Here is a 25,912-nt window from a genome sequence, read left to right as displayed (position 1 = left end):
ACACGGTTTTTAGAAATTTAACAAAAAATTATCAATTATTTTTGAAATACACCAAGATAAGCTGACCGCTTCCACCCGTCCTGCCGTGCGGATCTCGCTGGATGCCACCATTTCACCGTTCAGGCTGTAAACGATCCGTCCCACAGTCTGCCCTGCTGTCACAGGGGCCTCAAGGCTCTCCTCCAGTGTCTGTTCAATCTTTACTTCTTCTCCCTCTTTCATCAGCAGCTCCCATCTGCTCCCCTCTTCCTTTACCTCTACGAGTCCAATCTCCGCTGTGTCCGTAAGCTCTCCGCTTTCCGGTATTCCATTTAACACCGGTACCGGCTTAAGCTCCGGCGCCTTATAAATCTCGCGGTATTGATAATTCTCCAGTCCATAGCCCATCAGCTTCTTGGTATCGCTCCATTTATAGCTCTTATTATTTGGCCATCCACAGGCCAAAAGAGCCACGATGAACGTTTTTCCATCCTTCTCCAGAGCCCCGACATAGCAGTATCCCGCGTCTCCTGTAAAACCAGTCTTTCCAGAAAAAGCTCCTTCCATCATGGACAAAAAAGCATTGTGATTATAACAGGAAAAGCTCCTCCCTGCCGCCGAAAAAGCATAGTCTTTTGTTCCCGTGATCTCCCGGAACCGTTCCTTTGCCGGCGATTCCATGGTACAATAGCGCATGATGCGCGCCAAATCTACCGCAGTCGTGGAGTGGACTTTTTTTTCTCCGTCCACGTCTTTTTCCGCGTCCAGACCGTTGGGCGTCAGAAAGCAGGTGTCCTCGCATCCAATCTCCCTCGCTTTCTTGTTCATCATTTCCGCAAACCCTTCCACGCTTCCTCCTGCCGCTTCTGCGACGGCCACGGCCGAATCGTTATGGGATTCCAGCATCAGAGAATACAGCAGGTCCCCAAGGCGGTATTCTTCCCCCGCCCGCATGCCCAAATGAACCTTTGGCTGAGACGCGGCGTATTCGGAAACTGTGACAGCCGTATCCTCATCAAGCGTCTCCAAAGCCAGAATACAGGTCATGATCTTAGTAGTACTGGCCATGGGCCGCACCTCGTGACCGTTTTTCTCAAAAAGGATCCGGCCGGAATCTCCGTCCAGAAGAACGGCAGAAACGGCGTACAGCTGTCCCAGCTCCTCTGGTACAGACATCGTCCCTTCTCCATTGGAGGGTCCGGATCCGGCCGGTTCCTCTGCCAGTATGGGAACTGCCGGGCATACCGCCATCACGGCTATGACCAAGGAAAAAAGAACTGCCGCCCATCTCCTCCGGATGCTTTTTTTCTGGTAATGAGGTTTTTGTTTCATGGATACCTTCCCGGCTTTTCCGTCATCAGTTCATTTTATGCCGGATTTTCTGCTCTATTCGTCCCGGTTATTTGCATAAACAGAGTCCATATGATACGATACCATATTATAAACGTTTATTAAATTTTTTAGAAAGAGGAAACGACTTGGAAATTTACCTTATCCGGCACGGTCAGACCGATTGGAATGTTCGCGGCATCATGCAGGGCCAGACTGACATTCCGTTAAACGCGGCCGGCCGCAGCCAGGCAGAATCCTTGGCGGAATCCCTTAAGGCTCTGCCAATAAAAGCTCTGTACTCCAGCCCTCTTTCCCGGGCACTGGAAACAGCTCAGATACTTGGAAAAGTTCTTCGCCTCACTCCTTTTCCGCTCCCCTCCATGAAAGAGACCGACATGGGACGCTGGGAGGGAAAAACATGGGCGCAGATCAAAGCTTCCGACTCTCGGGCCTACAAAGCCTGGCTGGCAGATCCTTTCCGCGTCCCCCATCCGGAAGGAGAATCCTATGCTCAGGTAGCTGTCCGTGCCAAGGAGGCGCTCCTGTCACTGGAAGAAAGAAAAACGCCGGCCGCCGTGATCACCCATGGTGATGTCATGCTGGCTCTTCAGGCCTTGTCCGGAGAAAAGCTTATGCACGATACGGTCCACGGTATTACGGCCGGTCTGGAACGGCTCGGCCTTTCCAACAGCTGTGTCTGGAAGTTTTCCCTGAATGATGGGAAATTAAAGTTTGACGGCCCACTTTTTATTGACAATGGTTTCACAGGATGGTAGACTTTTAATGAAAATCTAGTGCCTTCAGGTGCCGGAGCCAGAAGCTCCGGAGAATAGGGAAGTAAGTGAGATTCTTACGCGGTCCCGCCACTGTAAAGGAAGAAAGAGGATTCAGATGCCACTGTCTGCGGATGGGAAGGCGAATCCACCTAAGAAACCTAAGCCAGGAGACCTGCCTGATGACACCATTTTTGCACAGAAACTGCGACGATGGTTTCGGTGTAATGCAGACAGAATCTGTTACGGTATTAAGCAGATTCTTTCCGTTATGCCTTTTCCGGTCCAGACCAGAAGAGGCTTTTTTATTTATACTATATAAGGAGGTCATATCAATGACTAAGAAACAAAGGAAGCTGGTCGTTGCCGCCAGCGCATTTGCTCTTGGGTTCGGAATCATGCCCGCTGCCAATGCCATGCACATCATGGAAGGATATCTTCCCATTTCCCATGCCATCGGCTGGGGCGCTGTCTGTATCCCGTTTCTGCTGGCAGGGCTTTTTTCCATTAAAAAGACTGTCTCAGAGCACAGAAGGACGCTGACCATCCTGGCCATGGTCGGAGCTTACGCGTTCGTCCTTTCCTCGCTGAAGATTCCTTCCGTTACAGGAAGCAGCTCTCACCCGACCGGGACCGGCCTGGGCGCCATCTTATTCGGCCCCTGCGCCATGAGCGTACTGGGTGTTATCGTCCTTCTCTTCCAGGCAATCCTTTTAGCCCACGGAGGACTTACCACTCTCGGCGCCAACACATTTTCCATGGCCATTGCAGGTCCGTTCGTTTCCTATGGCGTTTTCAAGCTGGCTGCAAAACTTAAATGCCCGAAATTGGTATCGGTATTCCTAGCTGCATTCCTGGGCGATCTGTTCACTTACTGCGTGACTTCTGTCCAGCTGGGCATGGCCCATCCTGGAACGAGCGGTATCGCAGGCTCCTCTCTCGAGTTCCTCGGAATATTTGCAGTGACTCAGATTCCTCTGGCAGTCATCGAAGGGATTCTTACCGCCATTGTGATCATGGGATTGGAGACTTACGCAAAGAGCGAACTCACAGATCTTGGATATTTTAAAAAAGGGGGACTTGCATGATGGAACAGACAAAAGCATCTGCGGGTAAATGGAAAACCATCCTGATCCTGCTTTTAATCTGCGTACTGATCGCAGTCATCCCACTTGCCATAAACAAAGATTCTGAATTCGGAGGCGCCGACGGAGCGGCTGAAGATGCGATTTCAGAAATCGATCCTGATTATGAGGTATGGGCGTCTCCTGTGCTGGAGCCCCCCGGCGGAGAAACGGAATCCTTGCTGTTCTGTCTCCAGGCGGCCATCGGTTCGGGCGTCTTCTTCTATTTCTTCGGCGTCATGAGGGAACGGCACAGAAGAGAAAAAGAAGCGGAAGATAAACAAAAAGAAAGTGGAAAAAGCATGTAAAAGGAGCTCATTACCCATGCAAAAGACAGGAATCCTGGTCGTCAGTTTTGGGACCAGCTATCAAGACTCATTGGCCAATAACATACAGGCTATAGAAAAAAGCATCGGAAAAGCATTTCCAGACTGCGAACTCCGCCGCGCTTTTACAAGCGGCATGATCATCCGGAAGCTGCAAAAACGGGACGGCTTCCATGTAGATACGGTGGAAGAAGCCCTGGAATCGTTTGTTATGGACGGATTTTCCGATCTCATCGTTCAGCCGACCCACATCATCAATGGTATTGAAAATGATATCATGCTGGATACCGTGCGTTCCTACCTGGATAAGTTTCATTCTGTCCGCGTAGGAACTCCGCTCCTGACAACCACCGATGATTATCGGGCTCTGATCGACGGGGTCATGTGTGAATTCTCCAGTTTAAAAGACGATGAATTCCTGGTCTTCATGGGCCACGGGACGGAGCATGACGCCAATGCTGTCTATCCTGCGCTGGATTATATGCTGAAGGCAGACGGGCACACTAATGTTTATATCGGCACTGTAGAAGGATATCCGGATCTGCCTCTTGTCAAGGAGCTGGTCCGTGAAAAAGCTCCTAAACGTATCATTTTGGCCCCATTGATGATCGTGGCCGGCGATCATGCCACCAACGACATGGCCGGGGAAGAAAAAAGCTCCTGGAAAAATGAGTTTCAGAGAGAAGGTTACGAAGTGGATTGTATCCTTAAAGGACTGGGAGAATACCCCGCTGTCCGGAATATTTTCGTGGAGCATGCCAAAGAAGCCGTTCTTCTGTAGGACGTATCGTATGCAAAATACAAATTTAAACAAACAAAACGGGAAAGCCATTTGGCTTTCCCGTCATTGTTTTACGGAACTTATCCTTTACAGTGATATCTTGGAAAACAGCGTTTCCATTATGGTCGCCTCATCGATCAGGGCACATTCCTGCTGGTACGCATGCTCTTCAATGGAGCATTCCAGAACCAGGTTCCCCTCCAGGAAAGTCCATGCATAATATTCCACATAGTTACTGTCTTCGTCAAAGATATAGCTCACCTTGATATAGCTGACTTCTCTTCCGCCTGCCTGGACTTTTTTAAGCTCCTGCACCTCCACGTTGGTATAGTCATCATCCTCCTGGTAATAAGCCACATCGTCCTTGCAGTCCTGGACCAGCTGCTCTTCCGTGTAGTCAGAGCTCAGCCGATAGGTCAGATACACATCGTCAAAATCCTGTTCATTGGTATCCGTAAAAGCAAGATATGTTTCATCCGAATACGGATTCAGTACATAACCCTCCGGAGCGCCGATATTCACACTTCCGTCACCAAAATAACTTTTGAGCGTATAGCTGCCGTCTGCGTTGGGAGTGACGCCGGCTTCCTCTCCGCTTTCGCTTTCACCGGCCTGATTGCTCTCTTCCATGCTCCCCGGTTCGTTTCCGTTTCCGCCCAGGAAGTCATCCAGCTGATTGTCTCCTGTTCCGTCTGAAGAAGCGGATTTCGCCTCGTCCGGCACTACAATCTCATTCACATTGTCAAATCCCGTATAAGCAAAAGTAAGGGTAAAGCTGTCAACTTTAGCCGACGCACCACTTCCCCCGGCAGCGCCTTCCATCAGCTCAGACATGCCTTCACTGCAGTCCATGATCATTTCTACCGGAAGCATGGTCTTTTTATCAATCTTCATGGTCACATCAGCACTGAATTTCGACCAGTCTATTTCTCCCGACATCTCTCCCATGCTGTCAGACATCTCTCCCATCATGTCTTCCATCAGATCGCCGGAAACCTTGGATCTCAGGACATATACGTCTTTTCCGTCCACCTTCTCCAGCTTATCGTTCAGCGTATAGGCCACAGAACTGTCAAACAAAGACTGAATGGATTCCATCTGATCTTCCTCCGGAAGCTCAGCCTCCGTTCTGGTCCACTGGTCCATACTCTTCGTATAAGTTACGGCTTTGCCGTCCTCAACTACCGTATAGGATTCTATATCCACGCTGAGGCCCATCAGGCTCATGGAAACATTTCCTTTCATATGGGTTGCCATAGGCTCCTGAATGACATCCATGTCAACATCCATATTCACATCGATATCCACGCTCATGCCGCTCTGTTCCACGGACATTCCCATATCCAGCTTCATATTCGCACTCATGGAGCCGATTTTCTCCACGTTAGCCTGTACTTCTTTCATCAGGCTTTCTGCGGTGGTCTTTTTTCCGCAGCCGGAAAGCGCCGCCGCTGCCGCCAGCAGCATGCATAATACCAATCCGATCCATTGTTTTCTTTTTTTCATTTTTTCCTCTTTTCCTCCCTGATTTTTCCATGTTGTGACTCTCAAGTCATCTATGTCATTATGCCGTCAGACCGGTCCATAACCATATACTACAATATGCTGGCCGTCATCTGACTCTGCATAAATCCACCCATCATAAATACTTCTTATCACCGCATCTTCCGAAATACTCTGTCTGCTCTCCAAAATAGCATTTTCCATGACCTGATAAAGAATCCTGTCGTAGTAATCAAACAAATAAATCTCCGTATCGTCGGTAAATGCATCCATCCAGGATATCTCCTCCGTCAAAAATGATTCTGTCCCCTGCAGGAAATCCACCTCAAAATAAGCCCAGCTGTACTGGTTCCCCCTTTCAGCCCCCGTACAATAAATGGCTGAATCCGAAGTCATGGAGATCACAAAGCCGTCCTCAGACTTGGATTCCCCCAGAACTGTATACAACTCTTCCGCCGGATCATACCGGTAAAAGATGAGTGTTGACCATTTATATGACTGTCCTTTGCCCTCCGCTTCTGCGAAATACAAGGCTCCGTCCTGGACGTCCATATAACGGCAGCCCGCGGATATCTCCATGATATACCCCGCTCCGTCGATCTGATACAAGACTGCCTCCGCGTCAGTGCCGTCCGGCTGCTCCATACAATAAATATAGTCTCCGCCGCACCGAGCCTGTCCGGCTTGACTCAGAATGAGCTCAGGCTGACTGGCTTCCGGATCTACCCGGTACAGACCGCTTGTCTCCCCTTCCCCGGGAGCAGACAGAAAATAATAATCTGCTCCAATCCGGCCGACAGGCACCGGGATATCCTCCCAGATTCCGATTATCTGCTCACCGGAACCATCGTACTCATTCCGATAGATTGCATAGGCATCCTCTTCCGTCTTTTTCACATAGATGAGCTCTTCTCCGTTAAAGGCAATTTGAGCGCATATCCCTGGTACCGACAGCTCCCATAGAATCTGCCCCTGTGAATAGATATTTACTCCTGTCCCCTCAGACACAGCAGCAATGAGCCCTCCCTGAGCAGCCAGATAATACCCCTCGGCAAAATCCAGACCCGAACTGGAAGATTTTTCGGATTCCATCCACATGGTCTCTGACTCTTCCATGGTCTCCGACCTGATAGTAATCTGTGACTCACCAGAAAGACCGGCTTCCGCGACCCTGCTCTGGCGTTCCAGCTCCGAATAGGTGCCCAGACACCCCATCCCTTCCTCGATGACACTCTGGGCCGATTCGTAATCTCCCTCCAGCAGATAAATATCCACCAGCTTTACATAGGGTTCTTCATCCCTTCTGGGCTCCAAAGAAATAGCTTCTCTATAAGAAACAGCCGCCTCCTCATAACTTCCTTCCTCCTGATAGATGTCGCCCAGCTCTATAGCCTCACGCCACCGCCCGGATGCGCGGGATTCATGCTTTTCAAATACCATCATGCAGGCGGACAGGATGAGAATCAGACTGAGACACAGGACTCCCAGCAGGACCGCCAGTTTTTTCTGGCTGTCTTTTTTCATATCACTGTCCCCTCGTCTCGTCAATCATGTACAGCAGTGCATTGCAGATGGCCGCCGCTACATTGCTTCCGCCTTTCCGCCCCCGCGCCACGATATAGGGCGCCTCTGTTTCCATGATCAGCTCTTTAGACTGAACTACATTCACAAAGCCCACCGGTACTCCGATGACCAGCGCCGGATGGATCCTTCCCTCTTTGATCAGCTCATACAGGCGGACCAGCGCCGTGGGCGCGTTGCCGATGGCAAAAATGAGAGGCCCTTCCAGGGAAGCCGCCTTGTCAATGCTCGCCACCGCTCTCGTAGTGCCGTTTTCTCTCGCCTGGCGCGCCACGTCTTCATCTCCCATGAAGCAGTACACCTGCCCCCCATACCGGGCCAAAGATCTTTTATTGATCCCAGACCGCCCCATCTGGGTATCTGTTACTATGGACGCTCCGCCCCGGATGGCCTCCAGCGCCTTACCGATGACACCATCTGAAAAACAGAGCGTGTCCGCGTATTCAAAATCCGCTGAAGTATGGATGACACGTTTTATCACCGGCGCCTTATCCTCATCTAGCTTCCGGCCTCCCAGCTCTTCTGTGATGATTTCAAAGCTCCGGGCCTCTATCTCGCCGGGCAGTACATTCTCCAACGCTACTTTCATCGTTTCCTCCTAATATTCTATACCCCTTCTGGCGACGATTCCTTTATCAAACGGATGCTTCACTTTTTTTATCTCCGACACGTAATCAGCCGCCTCCATAAGCTCCGGGGCCGGACCGCGTCCTGTCATGACGACTTCCAGGTTATCCGGCTTCGTCCGCAGGAAATCCAGAAGTTCTTCCCGGTCGACCAGTCCATGGTTATAAGTCGCTATGATCTCGTCCATGATCAAAACCGTATCATTCTTTTCAGCGGCTGCGATTGCAGCTGCAGCCGCCTGGCGGAATACCTCCTGATATACTATAGCCGCTTCCTTCTTCTGCTCCTCGCTCATCTGAAAATAAAAACCAAAGCTTTTTTCACAGGGGATCATCACGACTCCGGGAATATCCCGCAGTACTGTCAGTTCTCCGGATCCGTCTGTCTTTAAAAATCTGGAAAACACCACGGTGAGCCCTGCCCCCGCACTCCTCACAGCCTGTCCGGTGGCCGCCGTCGTCTTGCCTTTTCCGTCGCCGCAGTAAATCTGTATCAATCCCTCCATACAGCCGTCCTTTCCCTTATATGTCTTAAAGACCGGCCTCCAGAATACGGTATACCGCATCCATATCCATGCCCTGTCTTATCCCATCGGCCAAAATATCATACTGCCTTTCCTTATAAGCCTCCATATCAAAAGCCTGAACCTCTGAAATATCCAGTCCCTTCTTCTCATAAAGGCTGCCGATCACAGCTTTCAGAACAGCCTCCTCATCAAAGATACCATGGACATATGTACCATAAATGCTTCCGCTCTGAGCGCCGTCAGCCTTTCCGAAGCTGTCAAGCCAGGTAAGCGGACGTCCATTCCCCTTTAAGCTGCTTTTTCCCATGTGGATCTCATATCCTTTGAACCGGACGCCAGACAAACCGGCCAAAATGCCGGACACATCCCGGAAGCTTCCTTCCACCTGTGTCCTGGTCTTATGCTCTTCAAATACCGTATCCATAGGCAAAAGACCCATTCCCCGGATACTTCCTCCGGCTTCCACTCCAAAAGGATCCGACAGCGTCTCTCCCAGCATCTGGTAGCCTCCGCAGATACCCATGACAATAGTTCCCGCAAATGAAGCCTTTATCACCGCGGCCTCCAGTCCGTTTTGGCGCATCCACAAAAGATCTTCCATGGTATTTTTCGTTCCTGGAAGAAGGATCATGTCAGGATTTCCCAGCTGTCCCGCAGCCGTCACATACCGGAGCGTAACCCCCTCCATGGCTTCAAGCGGCCTGAAATCCGTAAAGTTTGAGATTCTGGGAACCCGGATGACCGCAATATCCACAAGGCCTCCGCCCTCATGCCGCTCAAATCGCTCCGTCAGGCTGTCCTCATCATCAATGTCCACATGGAGGTATGGGATAACTCCTACAGTAGGAATGTGGATTCTCTCTTCCAGCATCTGTATGCCCGGATCAAGTATAGTCTTATCTCCCCGGAATTTATTGATGACCGTCCCTTTTATCAGGGAACGCTCTTCTTTTTCCAAAAGAGTGACCGTTCCGACCAGCTGGGCAAATACCCCTCCTCTGTCAATGTCTCCGGCCAGAAGCACAGGAGCGCCTGCCAGCTTCGCCATGCCCATATTCACGATATCATCCGTCTTAAGGTTGATCTCTGCGGGGCTTCCCGCCCCTTCCAGGACAATTATATCATATTCTTCCGCCAAAGAGTTATACGCTTTCATAATATCAGGAACCAATGCCTTTTTATAGCGGAAATAGTCCCGCGCCGCCATGTTCCCGCGCACTTCTCCATTCACGATCACCTGGGATCCAGTGTCATTGGTAGGTTTTAACAGAATCGGATTCATCCGCACCGAGGGCTCAATTCCCGCCGCTTCCGCCTGCATGACCTGGGCCCTTCCCATCTCCAGCCCCTCTTTGGTGATAAAGGAATTGAGCGCCATATTCTGTGATTTGAACGGCGCCGCCTTGTATCCGTCCTGTCTCATGACCCGCAGCAGCCCGCCCGTCAAAAGACTCTTTCCCGCATTGGACATGGTCCCCTGTATCATCAGTGCTTTCGCCATGTGTTTGTCCTCCTGTCACTTTCCGCCTGACTTCCGTTCTCTTATTCTCCGACTTATGAATCCGCTGCGTTATATATCTGTCCCAGGGCCTTCAGGAGCACTTCGTTCTCCTGCCTTGTACGCACCGCTATCCGGTAATATCCGGGGCAGAGTCCCTGGTAATTACCGCAGTCCCGGATCAGGATGCCGAGGCGGACCATAGCTTCTTTGAGATCCTTCCTGTCGCTGTGAAAAAACAGATAGTTGGCGCTTCCCCCATATACGGTAAGCGGATAATTCCTCATCTGTTCCAAAAGCCACTGCCGCTCATTCCTTATATAACGGACGGAAGCTCTCAGAAAATCTGTTTCCTTCAGCGCCTGGATGCCGGCGGCCTGGGCCGGCACCGATACGCTCCAGGGCTGCCGCAGCTCATTCATTTTTTCTAATAGAAACGTATCCTCCGTCATTCCATATCCCAGGCGGAGACCGGCCATGGCATAGGACTTTGTAAATGCCCTTAGAAGAAAGATTCCGCCCTCCGATATGCTTCCGACCATGGAAACGCGCTCCTTTTCTCCCGTGAGTTCCAGGAAGCATTCATCCAAAACTAGAAAGATTCCAAGACGCCGGCATTTTAACAGTACTTCCTTTAGAAAATCCCGGCTGGTGAGAATGCCCGTGGGATTATTGGGATTGCATAAAAACGCGATGTCCGTCTCTTCTGTCAGGGCGTCCAGATAGTCTCTTCCGATCTGAAACCCCTGCTCCCGTTTTAAGGGATAATACCGGCACCGGCATCCAAAGGCCTCCAGCGCCTGTCCATACTCGGCAAATGACGGAGCTGTGAGAAGCGCCTGCTTTGGCCTCTTGGCCGCCGCCAGCAGAAAAATAAGCTCGGCGGCTCCGTTTCCGCATATGATATGTTCCGGGCAGATCCTCTCTGTCCGGCCGATGGCCTCTCGAAGCTCCGTACAGTCAGGGTCCGGGTAATGCTCCGACCGGTCAATGCTTTCCCTGGCCACCCCTTTCACCCCTTCCGGCATGCCGAGGGGATTCAGGTTCGCGGAAAAATCCAGAATCGTTCCGTATTGGTATATATTTCCGCCATGTATATGTTTCACCTGCGCCACCTCATCCCAGTTTAAATATCACACGGTACAAAAGAAGAGAACAACCCATAAAGAGGACAAGTCCGAGAGCTGATGTCATATACATGAGCCTGTTGGCTCTCCGTATGTCTTCAACAGCAGCCGGCCGTTTTGCATCTCCGATGGTCTTTTTTTTGTAAAGGACCCCGAAATACCAGGCATCCCCCGCCAGCTGGATATCCAGGGCCCCCGCGCAGACAGATTCCGTCTGTGCTGAATTGGGACTGGCATGATTGTGGCGGTCACGCCAGAACACCATCCAGGCATTCCGCCAGTCCATTTTCAGAAAAGCACTGGAAAGCATCATCAGGAATGCGGAGATCCTGGCCGGAATGTAATTGCAGATATCATCCAGCCAAGCCGCTGCCCTCCCAAAGTACAGATACTTTTCATTTTTATATGCGATCATAGAATCCATGGTATTTACAGCTTTATAAAAATACCCCAGCACCGCGCCGCCAAACGCCATGTAAAGCATGGGTGCGATCACACCGTCTGAGGTATTTTCCGCAACTGTTTCTACCGCCGCTTTTATGACACCTTCTTCAGAGAGCTTTTCCGTATCACGGCCCACAATCCGGCCGACCGCTTTCCTGGAGCGCTCCAGATCCCCTTTTTTCAGCTGTCTGTACACTTTCATACTCTCTTTTTTCAAGGATCTCGCCGCGAGAAGCTGATAACACATAAAGCTTTCTATGGCCAGCCGCAGATATGGATGCACCATGCCGGCCAGATATAGAACCAGAAATGGAATGCCCGTGGAAACAACCAAGACCAGAAAGACCAGCAAAACCCCGCCGGCCATCTGATCTCCCCTCGTATCCGGAAAAAAACTGCGTATCTTTTTTTCTAAAATAGAAATCAGGCTGCCGATCAGGCAGACCGGATGCGGAAGCCGGCAGGGATCGCCAAAAATCATGTCCAAAAGAAACCCTATGCCAAGCGCAAATGCAAAATATTTCATGTCACGGAACACCCCTGATATCTGTAAGTTTATTGTCCCCGGACTTCCAGTCTTTTTCGCATAACCATGCGGAAAACCCCTGTCCGTTCTTTACCTGCCATTCATAAAAATTCCGTTTCGGAGAGCCAAACCGCTCCAGAATGGACATGATCGTCCCTCCATGGACTACAAAGGCCGCCGAACCGGCTCCTTCTTCCATGAGCTCACCGACAGCGAGACAAAAAGCCCTGCAGCATCTTTCTGCAAAAACGCTGCGGCTCTCTCCGCCTGGAAACGGCAGTGCGCCGCCGCTGTCCACCCAAGCCTGATACTCCGGCACGTCCTTAAGCTCTTTATAATTTCTATTCTCAAATCTTCCAAAATCACACTCATTGAAGCCTGTTCTGATCCGAACAGGCAGCGACGGAAACAAAAGAGACGCGGTTTCTTTCGTGCGGAGCAGGCCGCTCACATATACAGCCTCCGGATCCGGAATAGAAGATCCGGCCGCAAGCGCCTTTTTTCCTTCCGCACAGAGCGGTTCATCCGTTGTCCCGATATAACGTCCAAGAAGATTCCCCGAAGTTTTTCCATGCCGGATTAAATATATCTTCATGCCCTATCCTTTGATCTTTCCGGGAATCCCGGCCACGACCCGGTAAACCTCGTCTGCCTGCTTTGCCAGATCACAGAGGATCCTGCCGGCTGTCTCCCGGTATTTTCTCTCAAATGCATCCACCGGCACGATACCGCAGCCAATCTCATCTGCCACAAATATCATATCCTTCCTGTGCTCCGCTATCGCAAACAGCTCGTCCCGGATCTCATCCTGGTCAGCACCGGCTTCCATCCGCCCCCTGATCCACTCATGGACTCTGTTCATCACCCGGTCCGGTTCTTTTCCGGCTATTTCAAGGGCAGCTTCCGTTTTTCCCTGGTAAGCTCCTCCAATTATCAAAACCATACTTTGCTCCTTATCATTTTATCACAAAATAAAAGCTGTGTCATGGTCTGTCCGTTATCCTTTTGAACTTTCTCCCATACAATGCCGGCTTCTTTTTCCGTTCCGCCTAAAACGGCAGATACCAGGCGGCTGCCACGGCTATTCCCATGAACAGCTCACAAAGCTCTGTAAACCAGCCGGCCAGGTCGCCGGTAATACCTCCAAATTCCTTATAAGCTTTATAGCGGTAATAACAAAAAACGAAAAGCCCGGCAGCTACGGCAAAAAGTCCGGCTTTCCAGTCCAGAAGGATCATGCCGGCGCCAGCTGCCAAAAGAAAGACAGCCAATACGAAGCGGGTGACATACTTTTCCGCATTGGTGGAAAAGGTCGCCAGAAGGCCGTCCTTCCTGGCATTTTTAAAGGTCACCACAGACATTCCGCTGAGGGCTCTGGAAAATACGAAAGAGACGGCCATGACCATCAGATACTCATCCGGAATACCGCTCCACATGCCCAGAGAGACGACCAAATAGATTCCTGTGACGATTATGGCAAAGGCTCCCGTATGAGAGTCTTTCAGAATCTCCAGCTTTCTCTCTCTGCTCTGGTATGAGGAAAGCGCGTCTGTCGTATCCACGAAACCATCCATATGGATACCCCCTGTCACCAAAAGCGGTATCACCGTGAGACCGGAAGCCCGCAGAAGCTCCGGCGTCTCCAAACAGCTGCAGAGAGCTCCGAACCCGGCGGCCAGCGCACCGATGACCACGCCGATCAGAGGAAAAAAACACATGACATATTTCATTTTGTCTTCCGACCAGTCGGCCCGCGGCACCGGTATCTTAGAATACATGGCAAAGGCCAGTAAAAAGGAATTTATCATAACAGTCCTCCTTTGTGACAGACAGGAATGGAATACACCACCTCTATCAGGGCATCTGACTCTGCCGCCATTCTCCGGTTGATCTCCCCCAGGGCTTTCTTGTACGCTTCCGTGGACGCGTCATAAGATACGCCGTCCGAAAACACTTCGTTGCTCACTACCACCAGATGATCCGTCTGCGCTCTCAGATTCCGGATTCCTTCCATGACCGCCTCCGGCGTCCTGACGCCTGCTCCGCCCTCCTGATAGAATTCATTGGCAGTCAGGTTGGACATACATTCCAGAAGTACGGACGGCTTCTTTCCTTTTACGGCAGGCAGCAGCAGACTGTTAAGACCAGTATAGCACTCTACGGTGGTGAATCCTTTATCCTTCCTCATCTCCCTGTGCCGTTCGATTCTCCTGAGGCTTTCTTCGTCGAACGGAAACATTGTGGCAAGATAAAATCTGCCGCCCTTTCCTTCATCCATCCTTAAGAGCAGGTTTTCACTGAATTCCGATTTTCCGCTCCCGCTTCCTCCCGTCACTACCACAAACATCTGTTTTCCTCCGTACTTCCAAAATGCTTATAACGGCTGATACTGCTCCACGTTCATATCATCAAAGGTAGCCATCCTGTGGTAAACTGTGAGCCCCATATCCAGAACGGATAGGGCGGCCACCGCGCCGGTCCCTTCTCCCAGGCACATCTCGCAGCAAAGCATGGGCTTAAGACCCAGCTCGTCTAATATAAGCTGGCCGGCCGGCTCCTTGGAAACATGGGAAGCGATCATATAATCCCTGGACAAAGGTTCAAGATTCATCGCCAAAAGGGCGGCCACACTGGAAATAAACCCGTCGATCAGGACCGGTATCCGATATATGGCGCCTCCGAGAAAGAGACCCGTCATGCCGGCGATATCATATCCGCCTACTTTTACCAGGATATCCATAGGATCTTCTCGGTCAGGCTTTAGATTTTCAAGCGCCTCTTGGATTACTTTTATTTTTCTTTGCAGCCCCTCGTCGGAAAGGCCTGCTCCCTTTCCGGTCATCTGTTCCACCGGCTGGGAAAGAAGCGCTGCGGCCACTGCGCTGCTGGTGGTAGTGTTGCCGATACCCATCTCCCCTGTGGCCAGGATATCGTATCCCTGTGCCTTAAGACGTCCTGCTATCTCGATTCCCACCAAAACAGCCCGGAGCGCTTCTTCCCTGGTCATGGCCGGCCCCTTCGCGAAGTTCCGGGTACCTCTTCTCACCTTTCGCGGAAGCAATGTTCTGGAAAGAAGCTCCCCCTCCTCCTTCGGAACTCCTTCTAAAAGACAGCCCTCCGTTGCCATTCCAATATCCACAGGAAATACGTCGGTCCTGGCTGCCTCCGCCATCACTGTCACCGTAGTACTTCCTACTGCCATATTCTCCGCCACAATGGCGGTCACTTCACTTCCCGTCTGAGTGACCCCCTCTTCAATCACGCCATTGTCCGCACACATGGCCACAAGCGCCCTCTTTTTAAGATCCACACGGCTGCTGCCGTGAATCCCTGCTATCTTTGCCACATTCTTTTCCAGCAGCCCCAGGCTCTTTAAGGGTTTTGCAAGGCTGTCCCATCTTTTCTGGGTATCCCTGGCGGCGTCCTCGTCCACGGGACTCACGCTGCGAAGCAGTTCATCAAGTCTCGCCGCAAGCTTCCCTTCCATCGTCATCTCTCCGTCCATCGTCTTATCCTCTCTTTTTTCTCTGAAATTCCCGGCAGCTCTTCAAAAAGCTTCCGGCAGATTCCAGATTACCATAGTAGTAAAAATGCGGGAATCCGGCCAGCAGACTGCCCTGATTCACCATACATTCCCACTTTCTCTTCCCCGCAGGCTTCTCTGCCAGAAAGGAATCTCCATTACAGGTGCTGTCCCAATAATGGAATTCATGGGCGGGGAAACGCTCCCCGGCCCTCCCGGCTATGGTATCCTCCTTAGCCGTCAGCGTTACGTAACCAAACCGAGAAAGTCCCGGCGTACGGTAGGCATGTCCTTTAATCACACCTGCCATCGGCCATACCTTTCCTTCTCCGTCCTCCAGCGTCTCGTGGAGATACAGAAAACCGCCACATTCGGCCAGGCAAGGAAGGCCTCCGTCCAGCACATTCTTTATCTCCGAAAGCATTGCCGTATTTTCCGAAAGCGCTCCTGCATAGAGCTCTGGGTATCCTCCTCCGAGAAGCATTCCATCCGTTTCGTCCGGCAGCGTTTCATCCCTAAGGGGACTGAAAGGAAGCAGCTCTGCTCCCATATCCTCAAGCAACTGAAGATTGTCCGCATAATAAAAGTTGAAAGCCTCGTCCCTCGCCACCGCGATCCGGACCGTCCCGCCGGAGGCAAAACGATTCAGATCCGGCTTCTTACTGCAAAGAGGCGGCGCCGTTTCTCCCAGCGCATACAGCCCTGCCAGATCAACAGTCTCCGAGATCACTTCTGCGAGTCCTGACAGCTTTTCTTTCAGATCTTCTATCTCATCGGGACGCTTTAATCCCAGATGACGGCTTTCCAGGAAACATTCGGACAGCCTCGGCACATACCCGTAAACCTTTACCGGAAGCTCTGCTTCGATCAATGCCTTCATTTTTTCATATATCATTGGAGAAACCTGGTTTAAAACAATCCCGCGGATCTGCTTCTGCTTCTCATAATCAAGAAATCCCTTTATCAGGGGAACCGCTGACAGGCTCATCCCCCTGCAGTTTACGATGAGGACCACCGGAGTCTCCGTCAGAGCGGCCACTTCATAGGTACTGGCCTTCGCCGACATGCCGCCTAAACCGTCAAAATATCCCATGACGCCCTCTATCACAGAAAGATCCGCTTCCCCGGCCCCTCTCTCCAGGAGGAAGCGCAGTGTTTCCTTTTCTGTGAAAAAGCTGTCCAGATTTCTGGATTCCATGTCCAACACGCTCCTGTGAAACATCGGATCGATGTAATCCGGACCGCACTTAAAGGAAGCCAAGCGGACCCCCTTCTGCTTCCACGCTTCCAGCAGGCCGCAGGTGAGAAGCGTTTTTCCGCTTCCGCTGCTCGCTGCCGCTAAAAGGATCCTTGGAGTCTTCCCCGCCATCATATCTCTCCCTTTCCGGTCAAACTGACGATGTAGACCGGATTCTGCCCCATCATCAGCTGATGCTCCCCCAGCTTCTTTGCCCGGGAGACCATCACCTGAGATATCTCCCCGTCTTCTGCAGCATACGTCTTCATCAGCGAAACAGCTTCGGCCACCGTCTCCAGGGCAATGGCGTTTATGACGATCCGTATCCCTGGATTTTTCCGGAACAGAAGCTCGACGATAGGCCTCAGATTTCCAGAAGAGCCTCCGATGAACGCATGGGTCGGAGCCGGAAGCGCCTCCAGCGCTTCCGGCGCTTCCCCTTCTATGATCTCCAAATTAGGGACGCCAAATTTCTGTTTGTTCTCCCGAAGGAGAGCGACCGCCTCCGGATTTTTCTCCACGGCATATACCCTACCATCCGCGGCCTGAAGCGCGGCTTCCACTGAGACCGACCCGGTGCCCGCCCCGATATCATAAATCACAGAATCCCGGCACAGCCTCATCCTGGAGATGGATACTGCCCTGATCTCACATTTGGTCATTGGCACCTTTCCCCGTATAAAAGCGTCATCTTCCAGACCATGGGTCACCACATGTCCGGCGGCCTTGGGATTTTCAATAAAAGCCACCGCCAGAGGATGGAACTCCTCGGAAAGGAGCATTTCTGGAGTTCCCCGCCGAATGCGCTCCTCTTTATAGGAGAGCTCTTCTCCCACAGTCAAACCCACATCAGAAAACCCATAGTACAAAAGCTCCTTGCAAAGCTTCCCCACGCTGTCCTTCCCTCCAAGGAGGGCAAAGACCTTTCTATTTTCCCGCACGGACTGTATCAGGTTCTCAAATCGGCCATGGATGCTCATAAGCTTTGCATCATCCCATGAGATTCCCAGCCTTGCCGCAAAATAGATCAGCGAGGACATGCCTGGAATACAGCGGGCGAGGTATCCCTTTTCCTCCAAAAGCGGCAGCAGTTTTTTGGCGCCGCTGTAAAATCCCAGATCGCCGGAAAATGCCACCGCAATATTCCGATACTCCGGGTGCTCCTCCATCCAAGAGATCATCTCCTCATTTTTATAGGATACAAAAGACGGCTTCCGAAAGGTCCCCAATGCCTGCAGCATCCGCTCTGCTCCTATGACCGCATCACATTTATCAAAAGCCTCCTTTGCCGCCTCTGTCATCTGAGAAAACGCCCCGGTCCCAATGGACACCAGCACTGCCTCCCTACGCTTCATTTGAAAGCCGCCTTCATCCGGCGCCTCTTTCTCTGCCACACAGGAAGGAAGGATCTCCATTTTCTCCAGAAGACCGAGAACCTGCTCATAGGAATATCCCTGGTGCTCCTCCGGCCGCCCTACGATCACCACAGCCGCCCCTGCTCGTTCTGCCGCACGGAGCTTCTCGTCGAATCCTCCGGCTTTTCCCGATGACTTTGTCACAAGATAGCGGATGTTATATTCTTTCATGAGGGCATAATTCAGTTCTTCAGAAAAAGGTCCCTGCATGCAGATAAGATTTCTCCCCTCAAATCCCAGACTGCGGCTTGCACAGACAGATTCCTCTGTGGACAGCACCCTGGCAAATACCCGTTTCCTGTAATCCTTTATTTCTGTATATTCCTTAAGCTCCTTGCTCCCCGTGGATGCAAGAATGTTTCCATCCGTTGTCTTAAGATATTCGGCGGCGGCTTTCACACTGTCCACAAAGACCGTATTTTCGCCATATTCCCCTGTCGTTTCTTCCCGAAGAAGGCGAAAATAAGGCATGCCGATCTTCTCCGCTGCTTCTCTGATATTTGCAGACACTTCCACCGCATAAGGATGAGTGGCATCGACCACACAGGAAAAGCCCTCCGCCGCCATCAGGGATTCCATCTGTTTCTCATCAAGGCGTCCGGTCAAGTGTGTGATGGTCTCGCCCTTCGGAAGAAGCGTCTCTCCGTATTCCGTCGCCACACAGACCGACGTCCGGACCGACGCGCCGGAAAGCCGTTCTGCCAAACGCCGTCCTTCCGTAGTCCCTGCGAATATCAGTATCTTATTCATCTTCCTTCACCTTCCTGACCGTTTTCAGACGTTTCGATATCCCCTGGGAGTTACCATCTTCCCTTCGATATTCTTCGTCTGAGAATTGCCGATCCATACAGTAGTGAACATATCCACCTGAGTCTCACGCAGCTCTCCCAGGGTCAGAACATGTCCTTCTTCGCCGCAGCGGCCGATATTCTTCACATAGCCGCAGACCGTATCCGGCTTCTGATGCTCCAGGACCAGATCACACGCTCTCTGCAGATAATCCTGTCTTTTTTTACTGGAAGGATTATAGAGACAGATCACAAAATCCGCTGCCGCCGCCAGTGATACCCTTTTCTCAATTTTCTCCCAGGGCGTCAGCAGATCGCTCAGGCTGATGACCGCGAAATCATGAATAAGAGGAGCTCCAAGCACCGCCGCGCCGCTCGTAGCCGCGGTCAGGCCTCCGATCAAACGCAGTTCCACAAACGGATATCTGACGCCTATCTCATACATCAGCCCCGTCATACCGTAGACGCCGGCGTCTCCGCTGCAGATCATCGCAACAGTCTTTCCTTTCATCGCCTCTTCAAAGGCCAGCTCACACCGATCCACTTCCCGTTTCATGGGAGTGCTCATATATTCTTTTTCCGGAAAATGCTCTTTGATCAAGTCCACATAAACCGTATATCCTACGATCAGGTCGCTTTTTTTCAATGCCTCGGCCGCCTCTATGGTCATTTTCTTATAGGCTCCCGGACCAATTCCTATCACATATAATGTATTCAATCCTCGTTCTCCTTATCAAACCGTATCTCAATTTCTCGCCTTGCAGCCGCTATGGTAATACCGCTTCCTGCCTGCTTCCTGAGCAGAACACAGCCGTTTCCGCTTCCTGCTGCAGCCGCCCGTTCACATACAGAATCCACGCCTACCGTTTTCTTCACAAAATCCGATCCTGTATACATTCCCGGAACACCGGACAGCTCTTGTCCGGAATAGAAACAAATAGGAAGACCCAGGGTCTTTGAAAGCTTTATAAGGCCCTCCTCCTCCTTTTTCACATCTATGGTGGCAATCTGCTCCAACGCCTCCTTAAATATTCCGGAAATCAAAAGCTGTCTTTCAAGGGCTTCTTTCAGTCTCTCCTCGGAAACGCCTCTTCTGCAGCCCATTCCCACCGTCACGGTGCGGGGAATCAGGTACAAAGTATCCTCGCCGGAATCCAGTTCCCGCTCCGACACGGCCACTTTAAGACCATCCCGTTCCCGAAATGCTTCTACCGTCTCACAGAAGCATAATTCTTCCGGTATCTTTTCTCCTCTGACAGGCTGGCTGCTGTAAAAGGGTACGGTATTTCCTGACAGCAGAAAAGCGGACACCCGCTTCGCCAAACTCCTGTCCGAAAGGAAAAGTCCATTTTTCACAGCAAATACATCCACCGCGAACCGTCCGTTTACATCGGTAGCGGTGGAGATCACCGGGACAGCGCCGGCGAGTCCCGCAGCTAAAACAGCCAGCTCATTGGCTCCGCCCACATGCCCCGACAGCAAAGATACGGCGAATCCGGCCCGCTCATCCATCACTACCACCGCCGGATCGGTGAACTTGTCTTTTAAAAACGGCGCGACCGCGCGCACGGCAATCCCACATGCCCCGATGAAGATCAGACCGTCGTATTCCAAAAAGGCCCGGCCGGTCCAGTCCTTCAGAGAGCTTTTCACGCTTTCCGGCTGATCCGCTTCCTGCGAACCCTCCCAGTCCTCTGCCTGATTCTTTTTCGCCCTCTTCTCATATCCTTTTGCCAGATATCCAAGGCCGCGAAGCTTCCCGCACAGCTTCCGGTTCAATCGGCTTCCCGTCTTCGTAAAACTGATGACCGCTATCCGCATGGACCCTCCTTTTTTCCTAAAGCAGCCTATTTTACCGCCTTTCGGAATTCTGTGGTAAACGCCGGGTTATAAAGCTCTGAACGGTCATAGGTATCACCCAGTACCTTTCCGACCACGATAAGGGCCGTCTTCTTGATTCCGTTCTTTTCCGCCGTTTCCGCCAGAGTAGAGACCGTGCAGCGGAATACCTGCTCATCCGGCCAAGTCGCTTTGTATACGATGGCCGCTTCCGTATCCTCCCCATATCCGCCGGAAAGAAGCCGCGTTTCCAGTTCCTTAAGCATCCCTGTGCTAAGAAAGATCACCATAGTAGCCTGGTGAGCGGCAAGGAGGGAAATTTCCTCCTTTTCCGGGACCGGAGTCCTGCCGGCCATCCGAGTTATGATCACAGTCTGTGATACATCGGGAAGCGTGTATTCCGCATGAAGGGCGGCGGCGGCCCCGCAAAAAGAACTGACTCCCGGACACGACTCAAAGGGAATCCCAAGTCTTTCCAGCTCGTCCATCTGCTCCCGGACCGCGCCATATAGACAGGGGTCCCCCGTATGAAGGCGCACCGTCGTCTTTCCCGATTTCTCCGCACTCTTCATCACCTCTATAACTTCTTCCAAGGTCATGACCGCACTGTTGTATACCTCACAGGAATCCTTCTTATAATCCAAAAGTGCCGGGTTTACCAGGGAACCTGCATAGATGATCACATCAGCCTGTTCAATAAGGGCCTTGCCTCTGACTGTGATGAGATCCGCAGCGCCCGATCCTGCTCCCACAAAATTAATCATGATGTGCCTCCTTTACGATCAGCAGAGAATAATATCCCGCGTTTTCGTCAATTTCTTCCACAGACCGATAAATCCTTTCATTTACCATCCCGCAGTTTTCCACCATATAAGTTTCGCAGTCCTTCTTTCGGAGAAGCTCCTTGACCGCACCCATTTTCTTTCCTGATTTCATCAGGATCTTAGTTCCCGGGAGCTTCAGAGCTTCTTCCGCTCCATAAGTAGCCGGTATCACATGAAGCTCTTCCTTCGTCTCCACAAGTCCCAGATTGAGCCTCGCGGCAGCCGCGCAGAAAGAAGGAATCCCGTTTATGATCTCCGTAGGATATCCTGCCGCCGCCACCCTTCTGTGGATATAAAGATAGGTGGAATAGACCGTTACGTCTCCCAAGGTGAGAAACGCCACCTGTTTTCCTTCCCTTAGATGCTCTATAATGCGCCAGGCTCCCCCGTCATGGCTTTCCGCCAGCTTATCCTTATCCTTTGTCATGGGCATATCAACGCAGAGGAATTCTTTTTTTTCAATTCCTTCCACAGCCCCCTCCGCGATCCGGTATGCCACACATTCTTCCTTCGAAGCCGCCGGCAGGGCGATCACATCAGCCTCCCGAATCACTCTCACCGCCTTTAAGGTCATGAGCTCCGGATCTCCGGGCCCTACTCCGACCCCAAAGAGTTTTCCACTATTCATCATTTTTCCTCCGATATTTATCCAGAACGACTGAGTAAGCTATCATCATAACAATACACAGAAGCATAGTCCCCAGGATCGTCACGATAGCCCCCGGTGAATTCTGTCCGCCTCTTGAAAAAAGTCCAAGCACAAAGAGCAGAACAGAAAATAAGATCCATATGATTCCGACGGATCGGTTATACCGCCTGATGTCTGTCACCTCCGGAGCTTTTGCATTGGCCCAGAACCCCATCTGTCTCTTCGCAAAAAAACAGCCGACTCCCAATCCCAGAAAAACAGCGCTCACCAGGCTCCAAATGACCATGAACAACATACCGCACCTCCTGTCTCAGAATCCCCGAACCCCCTTCAGCATAGCCGCCGCGCCGGACGTCTGCCCCAGAATTCCGTATACATTTGAAAATGTGACCGCCTCTGTCTCCATGCCCCCCAGGCACCTGTGGTCCAGATAAAAGCCGATCCGGTCCATGACGATTTCCATTGTTCCTTTTAAATATCCACATTCTTTCAATATCCTTACCCCGTCATCGGTGGTGGGGGCTTCCAGAAGCTCCCGGAGTTTTTCCACAGGCGCCCCAGCTTTAAGCGCCGCCGATGCAAGGAGCTCCATCCGGCAGTCTGCGTTTCGGGAATGGGTATTCATGATTCCGCCGGACAGCTTTATGAATTTTCCAATATGCCCTATGAACAGTATCCCTTTCACTCCCAAGCCCATGGCGATGTCAATGGTATCCCCGATATAATTGCTGCATTTCATGGAACGGGAAGGATCGATCTGGAACTCCTCTCTGGAAAACACAGTTCCATAGTTTCCCGGAATCACCACCAGATACTCCAATCCGCTTGATATCAGCACTTTCATTTCCACTTCTATGGACTTTATCAGCGCAGCTTCGCTCATAGGCTCCACAATTCCGGTCGTCCCCAAAATGGATATCCCGCCCTGTATTCCCAGGCGTGGGTTGAAGGTCTTTTCGCCTATCCTTCTCCCATCCGGCACGGAAACTGTAATGTTCAGATTTCCCCTGTATTCATAAGCTTCGCACGCCTCCGATACCGCTTCCTTTATCATCTGCCTCGGCACCTGATTGATGGCGGCTGCTCCCACAGGCTGTTCCAGCCCTTTTAGCGTCACTCGCCCCACGCCTTCGCCTCCGTCCACAAGAAGACGTTCTCTTCCGTCCTTTTCCCTGTACTCTACTCTGGCGCAAATGAGAAGGCCGCTGGTGGCATCCGGATCGTCTCCGCCGTCCTTTTCCACAGCGCAGCTGACCCATCCTTCCCCTCTGTTTATATCCTGTATATCCAGCTGCAGGAGGATTCCCTTTGGCGTCATCAGGTCCACCCGCGTGACCTCCGATCCTCCTAAGAGCATGAAAGCCGCCGCCTTTGCCGCTGCTGCGGCACAGGACCCGGTCGTATAGCCGCACCGCAGCTTCTTATTCTGCTTCATCACATATTTTTCAAGCATCTGCCGTTTCCCCATGGTCCAACACAGAAAAGGCCGCTGAAAACTCAGCAGCCCGCCGTCATTCCACTGCTATTTACTTCCGCAGATATTTTAACAAAATCGACATGCTTTGTCAACGCAGGCGCTGAACTCTCCATCGAATTTTCTATACCGTCAATATGCGAAAGAAATAAGAAAAAGCGGTATGGAAATCCACACCGCTTGTCCGTTTCACAGATAAACTCCTGCTGTTACAGAGCTTTTCCTGAAGAGCCGAGCACTTCTGCGATCTTATGCTTAACAACTGCCTTTACGTTAGCTCTGGCAGGCGTCAGATACTGTCTGGGATCAAAATGATCCGGATATGCCGCCATATGCTCTCTGATTCCGGCGGTCAGAGCCAGTCTCAGGTCAGAATCGATATTGATCTTGCATACCGCCATCCTTGCCGCCTGACGAAGCTGATCTTCCGGAACACCGATGGCATCCTTCAGAGCGCCGCCGTTTTCATTGATGATCTTTACATACTCCTGAGGAACAGAGGATGCGCCGTGCAGCACGATGGGGAATCCGGGCAGTCTCTTTGCCACTTCTTCCAGAATATCAAATCTCAGCTGAGGATTTGTACCGGGTTTGAATTTATATGCGCCATGGCTTGTACCGATGGCAATAGCCAGGGAATCAACGCCTGTGCGGTCTACAAATTCCTGAACCTCTTCCGGCCTTGTGTAAGAAGAATCCTCTTCGGAAACCTTTACATCATCTTCGATGCCGGCCAGAGTACCGAGCTCAGCCTCTACCACAACGCCTCTCTCATGAGCATATTCCGCAACCTTTTTCGCAAGGGCCACATTCTCATCAAAGGGCTTTGAAGATCCGTCGATCATAACGGATGTGAATCCACCGTCAATACAGGATTTGCAGATTTCAAAGTCTGCGCCGTGATCCAGATGCAGAGCGATCGGAAGATCCGGATAAATCTCCAGGGCAGCATCTACAAGATGCTTCAGATATGCAGCGTTTGCGTATTTTCTTGCACCGGCAGACGCCTGCAGGATGATAGGGGATTTCTCCTCCGCTGCGGCTTCTGTGATACCTTGAACGATCTCCATGTTGTTTACGTTGAATGCACCAATGGCGTATCCACCTTCATATGCTTTTTTAAACATTTCAGTTGTTGTAACTAAGGGCATTGTTTTTTCTTCCTTTCCTTATGGATTCTGCGCTTCCTGCGCGCTTCGTTTTTATTATATCATAAAGTCTCTATTTTAACAGTTCTTTTTTCACTAAAAAAATGCGCAAAATATCAGGGTTTTCCATTCACATTTTGTAAAAAAATGTCAACGCTTCTTTTCGTATAAGTTTCACCAATCCCTTGAACTGACATATCATAAATCAACAGCATTTTCCTGAAAGGATGTTTTCCTTGAACGAAACCTCCTGTTATATCCGGTTTTTTCACGCTGCTGCAGACACAGAAGCCCTTCAAGTTTCCGTGGACGACACGTCTTTTATCCCCAGCCTCCCTTTCCGTACCGTCAGTGGATACGGTCCGGTCAAATGCGGCTTCGTGACTATCACGCTGTCCGGTACACGCACCAGACGGGTTTATCTACAAAAGACTCTGCCTTTTTTCCTGCCCATTAAATATACCATCGCGATCATTCAGACGGTCAATGGACTGGATCTGCGGCAAATGTATGATTACATGTGCCCGTTGTTTCCCGACACGTTCGGATGCATCCGAGCCGCAAACCTGGCATACGGCAGCCAATCCATGGACTTTTTCCTCTACGGCAATAAGCTGATGTTCACCGACGTGGGCTTCAAAGAGGTCACCCCCTTCAAGCCTCTGCGTCCCGGGGAATATGGCTTTTACCTGACGTCGACTCAGGATGAGGAAAATCCTCTGGTATCCGTGCTCACTGACATAGAAGCCGGGAACATGTATACCATGTGCGTACTTAACGGTACCTGGGGGCCGGATGCCATAGACGTCATGGTCCTGAGCTATGACGATACCATACCGGAGATCCAGCCCCGATGACCGAACAAGAT

The 25,912-nt window shown here is 51.3% G+C and carries 27 protein-coding genes and 1 riboswitch; of the genes, 5 read left to right on the top strand and 22 right to left on the bottom strand.

What is annotated here, in order from left to right; genetic code table 11:
• Positions 1-9: 9 nt before the first annotated feature.
• Complete coding sequence (locus H9Q78_RS00410; protein WP_249302876.1) at positions 10-1,311, bottom strand: D-alanyl-D-alanine carboxypeptidase family protein; 1,302 nt, start codon at positions 1,309-1,311, stop codon at positions 10-12.
• Between the two features lie 146 nt (positions 1,312-1,457).
• On the opposite strand from H9Q78_RS00410, the gene H9Q78_RS00405 reads away from it, so the two are divergent.
• The 4 genes from H9Q78_RS00405 (at position 1,458) to H9Q78_RS00390 (ending at position 4,315) form a co-directional block, all read left to right on the top strand.
• Complete coding sequence (locus H9Q78_RS00405; protein WP_249302874.1) at positions 1,458-2,087, top strand: histidine phosphatase family protein; 630 nt, start codon at positions 1,458-1,460, stop codon at positions 2,085-2,087.
• A 9-nt stretch (positions 2,088-2,096) separates the two neighbouring features.
• Positions 2,097-2,281: riboswitch (cobalamin riboswitch) on the top strand.
• Between the two features lie 138 nt (positions 2,282-2,419).
• The gene (locus H9Q78_RS00400) at positions 2,420-3,172 is read left to right on the top strand and encodes an energy-coupling factor ABC transporter permease (protein WP_249302872.1); all 753 of its coding nucleotides are present in this window, start codon (positions 2,420-2,422) and stop codon (positions 3,170-3,172) included.
• Positions 3,169-3,516, top strand: a complete 348-nt coding sequence (locus H9Q78_RS00395; RefSeq protein WP_249302867.1) for an energy-coupling factor ABC transporter substrate-binding protein — start codon at positions 3,169-3,171, stop codon at positions 3,514-3,516. Before H9Q78_RS00400 ends, H9Q78_RS00395 begins: the two co-directional genes overlap by 4 nt.
• Positions 3,517-3,532: 16 nt before the next feature.
• On the top strand, positions 3,533-4,315 hold the full coding sequence (locus H9Q78_RS00390; RefSeq protein WP_249302865.1) for a sirohydrochlorin cobaltochelatase: 783 nt from the start codon (positions 3,533-3,535) through the stop codon (positions 4,313-4,315).
• Between the two features lie 87 nt (positions 4,316-4,402).
• Here the strand turns inward: H9Q78_RS00390 and H9Q78_RS00385 are convergent, their stop codons facing one another.
• The 21 genes from H9Q78_RS00385 to fba form a co-directional block, all read right to left on the bottom strand.
• Positions 4,403-5,821 (bottom strand): DUF6612 family protein, encoded by a 1,419-nt coding sequence (locus H9Q78_RS00385; protein ID WP_249302863.1) that lies wholly within the window; start codon positions 5,819-5,821, stop codon positions 4,403-4,405.
• Between the two features lie 66 nt (positions 5,822-5,887).
• Positions 5,888-7,342 carry a tetratricopeptide repeat protein gene (locus tag H9Q78_RS00380; protein ID WP_249302862.1) on the bottom strand — a complete coding sequence of 485 codons (1,455 nt, stop codon included), beginning with the start codon at positions 7,340-7,342 and terminating at the stop codon, positions 5,888-5,890.
• A 1-nt stretch (position 7,343) separates the two neighbouring features.
• A complete protein-coding gene (locus H9Q78_RS00375) occupies positions 7,344-7,988 on the bottom strand; it encodes a precorrin-8X methylmutase (RefSeq protein ID WP_249302861.1) in 645 nt (214 codons plus the stop codon).
• A 9-nt stretch (positions 7,989-7,997) separates the two neighbouring features.
• Entirely contained in the window at positions 7,998-8,531 is a 534-nt protein-coding gene (locus H9Q78_RS00370; protein WP_249302860.1) for a cob(I)yrinic acid a,c-diamide adenosyltransferase, read from the bottom strand.
• A gap of 25 nt (positions 8,532-8,556) precedes the next feature.
• Complete coding sequence (locus H9Q78_RS00365) at positions 8,557-10,053, bottom strand: cobyric acid synthase (protein ID WP_249302859.1); 1,497 nt, start codon at positions 10,051-10,053, stop codon at positions 8,557-8,559.
• A gap of 53 nt (positions 10,054-10,106) precedes the next feature.
• Complete coding sequence (locus tag H9Q78_RS00360) at positions 10,107-11,156, bottom strand: pyridoxal phosphate-dependent aminotransferase (RefSeq protein WP_249302857.1); 1,050 nt, start codon at positions 11,154-11,156, stop codon at positions 10,107-10,109.
• Positions 11,157-11,166: 10 nt separating this feature from the next.
• Positions 11,167-12,147, bottom strand: coding sequence for an adenosylcobinamide-phosphate synthase CbiB (gene cbiB, locus H9Q78_RS00355; RefSeq protein ID WP_249302855.1), 981 nt, complete (start codon positions 12,145-12,147; stop codon positions 11,167-11,169).
• Between the two features lies 1 nt (position 12,148).
• Positions 12,149-12,742, bottom strand: a complete 594-nt coding sequence (locus H9Q78_RS00350) for a histidine phosphatase family protein (protein WP_249302854.1) — start codon at positions 12,740-12,742, stop codon at positions 12,149-12,151.
• Between the two features lie 3 nt (positions 12,743-12,745).
• Positions 12,746-13,090, bottom strand: coding sequence for a bifunctional adenosylcobinamide kinase/adenosylcobinamide-phosphate guanylyltransferase (locus H9Q78_RS00345; protein ID WP_249302852.1), 345 nt, complete (start codon positions 13,088-13,090; stop codon positions 12,746-12,748).
• A 106-nt stretch (positions 13,091-13,196) separates the two neighbouring features.
• Positions 13,197-13,955: an adenosylcobinamide-GDP ribazoletransferase gene (locus H9Q78_RS00340; protein WP_249302851.1), complete on the bottom strand. Its 759-nt coding sequence runs from the start codon at positions 13,953-13,955 to the stop codon at positions 13,197-13,199.
• Positions 13,952-14,494 carry a bifunctional adenosylcobinamide kinase/adenosylcobinamide-phosphate guanylyltransferase gene (locus H9Q78_RS00335; protein WP_249302850.1) on the bottom strand — a complete coding sequence of 181 codons (543 nt, stop codon included), beginning with the start codon at positions 14,492-14,494 and terminating at the stop codon, positions 13,952-13,954. Before H9Q78_RS00335 ends, H9Q78_RS00340 begins: the two co-directional genes overlap by 4 nt.
• Before the next feature lie 27 nt (positions 14,495-14,521).
• Positions 14,522-15,652, bottom strand: coding sequence for a nicotinate-nucleotide--dimethylbenzimidazole phosphoribosyltransferase (cobT, locus tag H9Q78_RS00330; protein WP_249302849.1), 1,131 nt, complete (start codon positions 15,650-15,652; stop codon positions 14,522-14,524).
• Between the two features lie 4 nt (positions 15,653-15,656).
• A complete protein-coding gene (locus H9Q78_RS00325) occupies positions 15,657-17,042 on the bottom strand; it encodes a cobyrinate a,c-diamide synthase (protein ID WP_249302848.1) in 1,386 nt (461 codons plus the stop codon).
• Complete coding sequence (gene cobK / locus H9Q78_RS00320) at positions 17,039-19,072, bottom strand: precorrin-6A reductase (protein ID WP_249302846.1); 2,034 nt, start codon at positions 19,070-19,072, stop codon at positions 17,039-17,041. Before cobK ends, H9Q78_RS00325 begins: the two co-directional genes overlap by 4 nt.
• Before the next feature lie 24 nt (positions 19,073-19,096).
• Entirely contained in the window at positions 19,097-19,828 is a 732-nt protein-coding gene (cobJ, locus tag H9Q78_RS00315; RefSeq protein ID WP_249302844.1) for a precorrin-3B C(17)-methyltransferase, read from the bottom strand.
• Positions 19,825-20,931: a cobalt-precorrin 5A hydrolase gene (locus H9Q78_RS00310; protein WP_249302842.1), complete on the bottom strand. Its 1,107-nt coding sequence runs from the start codon at positions 20,929-20,931 to the stop codon at positions 19,825-19,827. Before H9Q78_RS00310 ends, cobJ begins: the two co-directional genes overlap by 4 nt.
• Before the next feature lie 26 nt (positions 20,932-20,957).
• Positions 20,958-21,713: a precorrin-4 C(11)-methyltransferase gene (gene cobM / locus H9Q78_RS00305; RefSeq protein ID WP_249302840.1), complete on the bottom strand. Its 756-nt coding sequence runs from the start codon at positions 21,711-21,713 to the stop codon at positions 20,958-20,960.
• Positions 21,706-22,404: a precorrin-2 C(20)-methyltransferase gene (cobI, locus tag H9Q78_RS00300; protein WP_330595199.1), complete on the bottom strand. Its 699-nt coding sequence runs from the start codon at positions 22,402-22,404 to the stop codon at positions 21,706-21,708. Before cobI ends, cobM begins: the two co-directional genes overlap by 8 nt.
• The gene (locus H9Q78_RS00295; RefSeq protein ID WP_249302838.1) at positions 22,394-22,717 is read right to left on the bottom strand and encodes a hypothetical protein; all 324 of its coding nucleotides are present in this window, start codon (positions 22,715-22,717) and stop codon (positions 22,394-22,396) included. Before H9Q78_RS00295 ends, cobI begins: the two co-directional genes overlap by 11 nt.
• Positions 22,718-22,732: 15 nt before the next feature.
• Positions 22,733-23,875 carry a cobalt-precorrin-5B (C(1))-methyltransferase CbiD gene (gene cbiD, locus H9Q78_RS00290; RefSeq protein WP_249302837.1) on the bottom strand — a complete coding sequence of 381 codons (1,143 nt, stop codon included), beginning with the start codon at positions 23,873-23,875 and terminating at the stop codon, positions 22,733-22,735.
• Positions 23,876-24,105: 230 nt separating this feature from the next.
• Entirely contained in the window at positions 24,106-25,047 is a 942-nt protein-coding gene (gene fba, locus H9Q78_RS00285) for a class II fructose-1,6-bisphosphate aldolase (RefSeq protein WP_249302835.1), read from the bottom strand.
• Positions 25,048-25,280: 233 nt separating this feature from the next.
• Between fba and H9Q78_RS00280 the strand changes: the two genes are divergently transcribed.
• On the top strand, positions 25,281-25,901 hold the full coding sequence (locus tag H9Q78_RS00280; protein WP_249302833.1) for a DUF4397 domain-containing protein: 621 nt from the start codon (positions 25,281-25,283) through the stop codon (positions 25,899-25,901).
• Positions 25,902-25,912 lie beyond the last annotated feature (11 nt).

It is taken from the genome of Qiania dongpingensis (assembly GCF_014337195.1).
Taxonomy (GTDB): Bacteria; Bacillota; Clostridia; order Lachnospirales; family Lachnospiraceae; genus Lientehia; species Lientehia dongpingensis.
This window is presented reverse-complemented; position numbering and strand designations above follow the sequence as displayed.

Excerpts from the sequence above, each read along its gene's own strand:
- H9Q78_RS00410 (WP_249302876.1), bottom strand. The coding sequence starts at position 1,311 with ATGAAACAAAAACCTCATTACCAGAAAAAAAGCATCCGGAGGAGATGG.
- H9Q78_RS00400 (WP_249302872.1), top strand. The coding sequence starts at position 2,420 with ATGACTAAGAAACAAAGGAAGCTGGTCGTTGCCGCCAGCGCATTTGCT.
- H9Q78_RS00395 (WP_249302867.1), top strand. The coding sequence starts at position 3,169 with ATGATGGAACAGACAAAAGCATCTGCGGGTAAATGGAAAACCATCCTG.
- H9Q78_RS00390 (WP_249302865.1), top strand. The coding sequence starts at position 3,533 with ATGCAAAAGACAGGAATCCTGGTCGTCAGTTTTGGGACCAGCTATCAA.
- H9Q78_RS00385 (WP_249302863.1), bottom strand. The coding sequence starts at position 5,821 with ATGAAAAAAAGAAAACAATGGATCGGATTGGTATTATGCATGCTGCTG.
- H9Q78_RS00380 (WP_249302862.1), bottom strand. The coding sequence starts at position 7,342 with ATGAAAAAAGACAGCCAGAAAAAACTGGCGGTCCTGCTGGGAGTCCTG.
- H9Q78_RS00375 (WP_249302861.1), bottom strand. The coding sequence starts at position 7,988 with ATGAAAGTAGCGTTGGAGAATGTACTGCCCGGCGAGATAGAGGCCCGG.
- H9Q78_RS00370 (WP_249302860.1), bottom strand. The coding sequence starts at position 8,531 with ATGGAGGGATTGATACAGATTTACTGCGGCGACGGAAAAGGCAAGACG.
- H9Q78_RS00365 (WP_249302859.1), bottom strand. The coding sequence starts at position 10,053 with ATGGCGAAAGCACTGATGATACAGGGGACCATGTCCAATGCGGGAAAG.
- cbiB (WP_249302855.1), bottom strand. The coding sequence starts at position 12,147 with ATGAAATATTTTGCATTTGCGCTTGGCATAGGGTTTCTTTTGGACATG.
- H9Q78_RS00350 (WP_249302854.1), bottom strand. The coding sequence starts at position 12,742 with ATGAAGATATATTTAATCCGGCATGGAAAAACTTCGGGGAATCTTCTT.
- H9Q78_RS00345 (WP_249302852.1), bottom strand. The coding sequence starts at position 13,090 with ATGGTTTTGATAATTGGAGGAGCTTACCAGGGAAAAACGGAAGCTGCC.
- H9Q78_RS00340 (WP_249302851.1), bottom strand. The coding sequence starts at position 13,955 with ATGATAAATTCCTTTTTACTGGCCTTTGCCATGTATTCTAAGATACCG.
- H9Q78_RS00335 (WP_249302850.1), bottom strand. The coding sequence starts at position 14,494 with ATGTTTGTGGTAGTGACGGGAGGAAGCGGGAGCGGAAAATCGGAATTC.
- cobT (WP_249302849.1), bottom strand. The coding sequence starts at position 15,652 with ATGGACGGAGAGATGACGATGGAAGGGAAGCTTGCGGCGAGACTTGAT.
- H9Q78_RS00325 (WP_249302848.1), bottom strand. The coding sequence starts at position 17,042 with ATGATGGCGGGGAAGACTCCAAGGATCCTTTTAGCGGCAGCGAGCAGC.
- cobK (WP_249302846.1), bottom strand. The coding sequence starts at position 19,072 with ATGAATAAGATACTGATATTCGCAGGGACTACGGAAGGACGGCGTTTG.
- H9Q78_RS00310 (WP_249302842.1), bottom strand. The coding sequence starts at position 20,931 with ATGCGGATAGCGGTCATCAGTTTTACGAAGACGGGAAGCCGATTGAAC.
- cobM (WP_249302840.1), bottom strand. The coding sequence starts at position 21,713 with ATGATTAATTTTGTGGGAGCAGGATCGGGCGCTGCGGATCTCATCACA.
- cobI (WP_330595199.1), bottom strand. The coding sequence starts at position 22,404 with ATGATGAATAGTGGAAAACTCTTTGGGGTCGGAGTAGGGCCCGGAGAT.
- H9Q78_RS00295 (WP_249302838.1), bottom strand. The coding sequence starts at position 22,717 with ATGTTGTTCATGGTCATTTGGAGCCTGGTGAGCGCTGTTTTTCTGGGA.
- cbiD (WP_249302837.1), bottom strand. The coding sequence starts at position 23,875 with ATGCTTGAAAAATATGTGATGAAGCAGAATAAGAAGCTGCGGTGCGGC.
- fba (WP_249302835.1), bottom strand. The coding sequence starts at position 25,047 with ATGCCCTTAGTTACAACAACTGAAATGTTTAAAAAAGCATATGAAGGT.